Below are 6,440 nucleotides of genomic sequence, written 5' to 3'. Positions count from 1 at the left end.
CCGCGCCGGGGACGGCATCGTCACCAAGGGCGTCGAGAACACCATCCGGAACGTCAGCCAGCTGGGCCGCGAAGGGATGCGGGAGACCGACAAAGAGATCGTCAAGATCATGCTGCAGGACCAGTGAAGGAGGGAGGCAAAACCATGGAGATACGCACTGCCGTGCCGGCGGATCTGGACGCCCTGACCGCCATCGAAGCGGCCTGCTTCCCGGCCGCCGAGGCAGCCGGGCGGGAAAGCCTGGCCCGCCGTCTGGCCGTCTATCCGGAACACTTCTGGCTTTTGCTGGAGGAAGGAAAGCCGGTGGCCTTTGTCAACGGGATGTGCACCGACACGCCCGACCTGGCCGATGAGATGTACGAGGACGCCTCTCTCCACAGCGAGAGCGGCGCCTGGCAGATGATTTTTGGCGTGGACACCCTGCCCGATTTCCGCCGGCAGGGCTGTGCCGCCCGCCTGCTGCACCACGTCATCGACCAGGCCCGCGTCCAGGGCCGCAAGGGCGTCGTCCTGACCTGTAAAGACAAGCTGGTCCACTACTATGCAACGTTCGGCTTTGTGAACGAAGGCGTGTCCCGCTCCACCCACGGGGACGTGACCTGGTATCAAATGCGGCTGCGGCTGTAATGCGCTTGCCGCCATCCAAACCGTGCAAAAAAAGTCCCGACCGGACGACATGTGCGTACGGTCGGGACACCGACAGGGAAATTTGGATCCAGGGGGTGCGGTCAAGTCTCTGTGCTACTCAAAGCGGTTGGACGCATTTTGGCCATGATTAGCCATATAGACGTTTTTGCAGAAGAAGTGTGGACCACACTGATGGAACCAATCTCAAGGTTAAATATAGCAATATCCTGGTCATTCTGCAGTTCCTGCAAAGCGGGAAGAGCCTTCGCCGCCACCTGGGTGGGCGTCAAGGTTCCGTCGTAGATGTATGGATAGATGCTGGTCTGACTTCCAAATAGATTCTGCTGCAGCGTATCCGGGGACATGTCCAGTGGATACAATTCCGGGTTATCGGCCACGATCTGGGCGATCAGTTCCGCCGCATCGTCCAGATCCAGGTCATAGACGATCTCGCCGTTGTTCGTGGTCGCCACATCTATATTCAGGGTGTTGATCAGCTGCCTCTGCAGGATCTTTGCTTCTGAAAGCGCCTGTTCATCCTCTGCTTCCTGCTCGGCCTGGGCCTCCTGCAAAGCCTCCAGTGTTTCCTGATCCAGAACGGTGCCAGTCTGCGGAAGATACGCGCAGCTGCTCAACAGCAGACCGGCTGTTCCCACCAGCAAAATGCGGCTCCATGCTCTCTGTTTCCCGGAATGTTTCTTCATACGAACCTCCCTTCATGGCGGAAAGTACCGCTCTGCGGCCCTCTCCTGACGGATATAAGAACAGCCGGCCTTTGTACCGGCTGCAGCGATATGGGGAGATCCTATTTTCACTTTCATCTCGCGGCACAATGCCCCCGCACCGAACGCATCCCTTTTCTGCGCCCAGGCCGCGCTATCTTCCGGATATATCTAAAAGCCAAAAGCATCAGCTGCCGCGTTTCAGTCCCTCACATTCCACAACGGAAGCCGCGCCGGATCGAGAATCTGTTACCACTTTAACACAAGCGATCTCATAGGTCAAGAAATTTTTCACCAAAATCCTCCATTCTTCGTTAATTCTATGTTTTCTCTAACAAAACAGCAACGTTTATATTCAATTATCACAATAAAGTGGTCCATGCTGCGCCGCGTTCCGTCTTTGCGGGATGTTCTTTGGCGCCGAGGCCGCGGTGTTTTCCAAGACTTTGTGTGCCTATCATAACATACCCCCCGGTGTCAAGACCCAATTTCAAAATTTTCCATTTTTTCTTTATTTTCTTTAGTTCGCATTTCCTAACTTTGGGAGCTGGAGGAGTTTGGGGCAAACGAAAAGCGCACGCTTTCGCGTGCGCTTTGGGGACGCTTATTCCATTTGCGCGGGCAGATACTAAAAATATTTTTAGTATCTAGCGCAAATCACTTCTTTGGAGCGTGGGCATGGGTCATTCCAGGTTGCCGGTCAGGGTCATGGCGGCTGCCAGCACGGCCAGCGGCGCGGTCTCACAGCGCAGGATGCGAGGGCCCAGGCCCACCGCTTTGGCGCCGGCGGCGGTAGCCGCCTCGGCTTCCTCGGGGGCAAAACCGCCCTCTGCGCCCGTGACGATGGCCAAGCGCAGGGGCCGGCCCGCCGTATCCGGCGCCTGGGCCAGCAGCTGGCGCAGCGGCGCGCCGCCGCACTCGTAACAGAACAGTACCAGGTCGTACTGGGAAAATGTGCGGCACACCGCTCCAAAGTTAGGCAGCGGCAGAGCCACATCCGGCAGGATGCCCCGGCCGCACTGCTTGGCGGCCTCGTAGGCGATGCGGTTATAACGGACGTTCTTCTGTTCTTCTTTTTTGGGTGCGGCCACGCAGTAGCGGCTGAAAAAGGGCACAAAGTGGCTGCACCCCAGCTCCACCCCGTGGCGGATGATCTGCTCCAGCTTGTCCTGCTTGGGATAGCCGGCCAGCAGAGTCACCTCCACCGAGGGTTCAGCCGCCGAGGGATACCCCTCCTGGATCGCGCATTCCACCAGGTCTTCCCCGACGGATGATACAGTGGCGGTGTATTCTATCGCGTTGCCGTCGCAGAGGATCAGCTTGTCCCCTATCCTGGCCCGCATCACCCGGGCCAGATGGTGGGCGTCGGACCCGCGCAGTACGGCCCGGCCCTCCGCGGGCCAGACCTCTGTGGTAAAATAACGGTGCGGCATAGCGGCCTCCTTACCTGGTGCACACAAAGCAGACCCAGCCCCGCTTGTCTTTGCGCTGGGCAATGGTCAGGCCGGCTTTCGCCAGGGCCTGTGCCACCTCCTGGGCCCGTGTGTCGATGATGCCGCTGGCGATGAAGTGTCCGCCCTCCGCCAGCAGGCCGGGCACGGCGGGCGCCAAGGAGATAATGGCGTTGGCTACGATGTTGGCGGTGATGATCTGGTAGGTCCCGCTGGCCTTGTCGCTCAGATCCCCCACCAGGCCGGTGAACTGCCCCGCCACCCCGTTCAGGGCTGCATTCTCACAGGCGGTGCGCACCGCCACCGGATCGATGTCCACCCCTTCGGCGCACGCTGCCCCCAGCTTGAGGGCCGCAATGGCCAGGATGCCGCTGCCGGTGCCGATGTCCAGCACCCGCTCACCCCCCGCCGTCAGCTCGTCCAGAGCCTCCAGGCACAGACTGGTGGTCTCGTGCCCGCCGGTGCCGAAAGCCAGGCCGGGGTCCAGCAGCAGCTTGACCCGGTCGGTGTCGTACGCCTGCCAGGAGGGCACCACCGCCAGCCGGCGGCCGATCTCCATGGGATGGTAGTATTTGCGCCAGCCGTTCTGCCAGTCCTCCTGCGCCACGCCGGCGGTGCGGACGGTATAGGGGATGCCCGCGGCTTCCATCCGGGCCTGGATGGCCCCCAGCGTCTCGGCCGGCTGGGCCCCCGGCTCCAGGTAGATGTGGATGATCACCACGTCCCGGGGCTTCGCCAGCAGCTCCGGCTCGATCAGATCCACATGGGCGATCTCGGCCACCTGCTGCTCCAGGTCGCTGTAATCTTCAATGTAGATGCCACCCTCGGCGATCATGGTGGCGGCAGCCTCGGCCTGCTCGGCGTCCTTTTGCGCCACCGTCAGCTGGATGTCGGTCCATTCCATATATATGTGCCTCCTGTTGCATGGTGTTTTTTCTATTGTACCACAAAAGGCCCCCTGTGGGCACCCCCTTTTGCCGCAGTCCGTCCGGGGCCCGGGCATATCTGACGGCAGGCAGGCCCGCCTCCGGTCAAAAAAACAAAACAGACCGTATTATTTCAGATATTCATACAAAGCGCCTAAATTCTTTCTTGATTTTTAAAAAATGTATAGCTTTTCTTTGCAGAATGTGCTACACTAATGTTACGCTTATGTGAACACGCTGGCAACCAGCAGCGCGGCTCACAGCCTTCATTTCGGGGCGGCATGCGGGCCGTCCCAAGCACAAGGGAGGATTTTTCTTATGATGAAGTATCTGCAAAAACTGGGCAAGTCCTTGATGTTGCCCGTGGCCGTGCTGCCCATCTGCGGCTTACTGATGGGCATCGGCTACGCGCTGTGCCCGTCCACCATGCAGGGCGGCACCATCGAGGGCCTGGCACAGATCATCGGCTTCCTGCTGGTCAAGGCCGGCGGCGCCCTGATCGACAATATGCAAATCCTGTTCGTCATCGGCGTTGCGGTAGGCATGGCCGACGAGGCGGACGGCACCCCTGCTCTGGCCGGCCTGGCTTCCTGGCTGATGGTCCAGCAGCTGCTGAGCACCGGTGTGGTCAGCACCATCATGCCCAATGTCGTCGAGGGCACCACCGAGTATCTGGCTTTCAGCAAGATCTCCAACCCCTTCATCGGCATCCTGTGCGGCCTGATCGGCGCATGGTCCTACAACCGCTTCAAGGGCATGCAGCTGCCTGACTTCCTGGCCTTCTTCAGCGGCAAGCGCTTCGTGGCCATGGCCGCTGCGGTGGTTTCCATCGTGGCTTCGGTCATCCTGCTGTTCATCTGGCCTCTGGTGTTCGGCGCTCTGGTTGCCCTGGGCAACGGCATCGCCGGCATGGGCGCCATCGGCGCGGGCCTGTACGCCTTCTTCAACCGCCTGCTGATCCCCATCGGCATGCACCACGCTCTGAACAACGTGTTCTGGTTCGACACCATCGGCCTGGGCGACCTGACCAACTTCTGGGCCGGCAAGACCAGCGCCGACGTGACCTGGAGCCTGGGCATGTACATGTCCGGCTTCTTCCCCTGCATGATGTTCGGTGTGCCTGCCGCCGCAGCGGCCATGATCGCCACCGCCAAGAACAAGAAGGCAGCAGCTGGCCTGCTGATCTCCACCGCCGTCTGCGCATTCGTCTGCGGCGTCACCGAGCCCTTCGAGTTCTCCTTCATGTTCGTGGCATTCCCCCTGTACGTGGTGTACGCTGTCCTGTACGGCATCTTCACCGTCATCACCTACTACACCGGCTTCCGTGCAGGCTTCTCCTTCTCGGCCGGCGCCACCGACCTGGTCTTCTCGGCTTCCCTGCCTGCTGCTGAAAAGACCTGGATGATCATTCCTCTGGGCATCGGCGCAGCCATCGTCTTCTTCGTGGTCTTCTATGTCCTGATCAAGACCTTCGACTTCAAGACCCCCGGCCGTGAGGACGAGGACGAGAACACCGACGCCGAGAAGAAAGTGGTCCTCTCCAACAACAACTACACCCAGGTGGCTTCCGGCGTGCTGGCAGCCGTGGGCGGCAAGGGCAACATCAAGAGTGTTGAGTATTGCGCCACCCGTCTGCGCTTCGAGATCAAGGATTACACCGCCGTGGATGAGAAGGCCGTCAAGGCTGCGGGTGCTGCGGGCGTCGTCCGTCCCAGCAAGAACGCCTGCCAGGTCATCATCGGACCCAAGGTGCAGTTCGTTTACGACGAGCTCAAGAAGATGCTGTAACATCGTTTGAGCCGCAGGGCCCAGGGCTCTGTATTTGAATGGACCGGCGGGGACTGGTTGCCCCGTCTCCCCTTTGCAGCCGCCGAGGGCGGGCTCACAGCCCCGCTTTCGGCGGCTGTTTTTTCGCATTCCATATCTGCACCGGCGCTTTTTCCGGTACCGATCATAAATCGATGGAGGTTTTAGTAGTATGAAGATCATTCGAGCGACCGATTATAAGGATATGTCCCGCAAGGCAGCCAACATCATCTCTGCCCAGGTCATCATGAAGCCCAACTGCGTGCTGGGCCTGGCCACCGGCGGCACCCCGGTGGGCACCTATGCGCAGCTGATCGACTGGTACAACAAGGGCGATCTGGATTTTGCCGAGGTGACCACCGTCAACCTGGACGAATACCGCGGCCTGCCCCGCACCCATGAGCAGAGCTACTGGTATTTCATGCAGAAGAACCTGTTCGAGCACGTCAACGTCCGCCCCGACCACATCCATGTGCCCGACGGCTCCAACCCTGACGCCGAGGCTGCCTGCAAGGAATACGACCAGATCATCCACGATGTGGGCGGCATCGACCTGCAGCTGCTGGGCATCGGCGTGGATGGCCACATCGGCTTCAATGAGCCGGGCGAAGCTTTTGAGCTGGGCACCCACTGCGTGGACCTGACCGAGAGCACCATCGAGGCCAACAAGCGCTTCTTCGACAACGACGAGAGCCTGGTGCCCCGTCAGGCCTACACCATGGGCATCAAGACCATCATGCAGGCCCGCAAGGTGCTGATGGTGGCCAACGGCGCCAACAAGGCCGAGATCATCAAGAAGGCTTTCTTTGGCCCCGTCACTCCCGAGGTCCCTGCTTCCATCCTGCAGATGCACCCCGACTTCATCCTGGTGGGCGATCAGGATGCCCTCAGCCTGGTATAAGCGCCGC

Annotated in this window: 6 protein-coding genes; 3 read left to right on the top strand and 3 right to left on the bottom strand. The window is 60.2% G+C overall.

The genetic code is table 11. The annotated features are described in order from the left end of the window. The first annotated feature begins 144 nt into the window (after nt 1-144). On the top strand, nt 145-627 hold the full coding sequence (locus B5G12_RS06600; RefSeq protein WP_087324337.1) for a GNAT family N-acetyltransferase: 483 nt from the start codon (nt 145-147) through the stop codon (nt 625-627). Nucleotides 628-728: 101 nt separating this feature from the next. Here B5G12_RS06600 and B5G12_RS06595 read toward each other — a convergent pair whose 3' ends face one another. The 3 genes from B5G12_RS06595 to prmA form a co-directional block, all read right to left on the bottom strand. Continuing rightward, complete coding sequence (locus B5G12_RS06595; RefSeq protein ID WP_087324336.1) at nt 729-1,331, bottom strand: hypothetical protein; 603 nt, start codon at nt 1,329-1,331, stop codon at nt 729-731. 701 nt (nt 1,332-2,032) lie between these two features. Further along, on the bottom strand, nt 2,033-2,782 hold the full coding sequence (locus B5G12_RS06590; RefSeq protein ID WP_087324335.1) for an RsmE family RNA methyltransferase: 750 nt from the start codon (nt 2,780-2,782) through the stop codon (nt 2,033-2,035). A 10-nt stretch (nt 2,783-2,792) separates the two neighbouring features. Next, entirely contained in the window at nt 2,793-3,704 is a 912-nt protein-coding gene (prmA, locus tag B5G12_RS06585) for a 50S ribosomal protein L11 methyltransferase (RefSeq protein WP_087233366.1), read from the bottom strand. Between the two features lie 340 nt (nt 3,705-4,044). Here prmA and B5G12_RS06580 point away from each other — a divergent pair, with 340 nt between their 5' ends. Next, nucleotides 4,045-5,514: a PTS transporter subunit EIIC gene (locus B5G12_RS06580; protein WP_087324334.1), complete on the top strand. Its 1,470-nt coding sequence runs from the start codon at nt 4,045-4,047 to the stop codon at nt 5,512-5,514. Between the two features lie 190 nt (nt 5,515-5,704). Continuing rightward, nucleotides 5,705-6,433, top strand: coding sequence for a glucosamine-6-phosphate deaminase (gene nagB, locus B5G12_RS06575; protein ID WP_087233372.1), 729 nt, complete (start codon nt 5,705-5,707; stop codon nt 6,431-6,433). Nucleotides 6,434-6,440 lie beyond the last annotated feature (7 nt).

This window comes from Faecalibacterium sp. An58, from assembly GCF_002161515.1.
GTDB lineage: Bacteria > Bacillota > Clostridia > Oscillospirales > Ruminococcaceae > Faecalibacterium > Faecalibacterium avium.
This window is presented reverse-complemented; position numbering and strand designations above follow the sequence as displayed.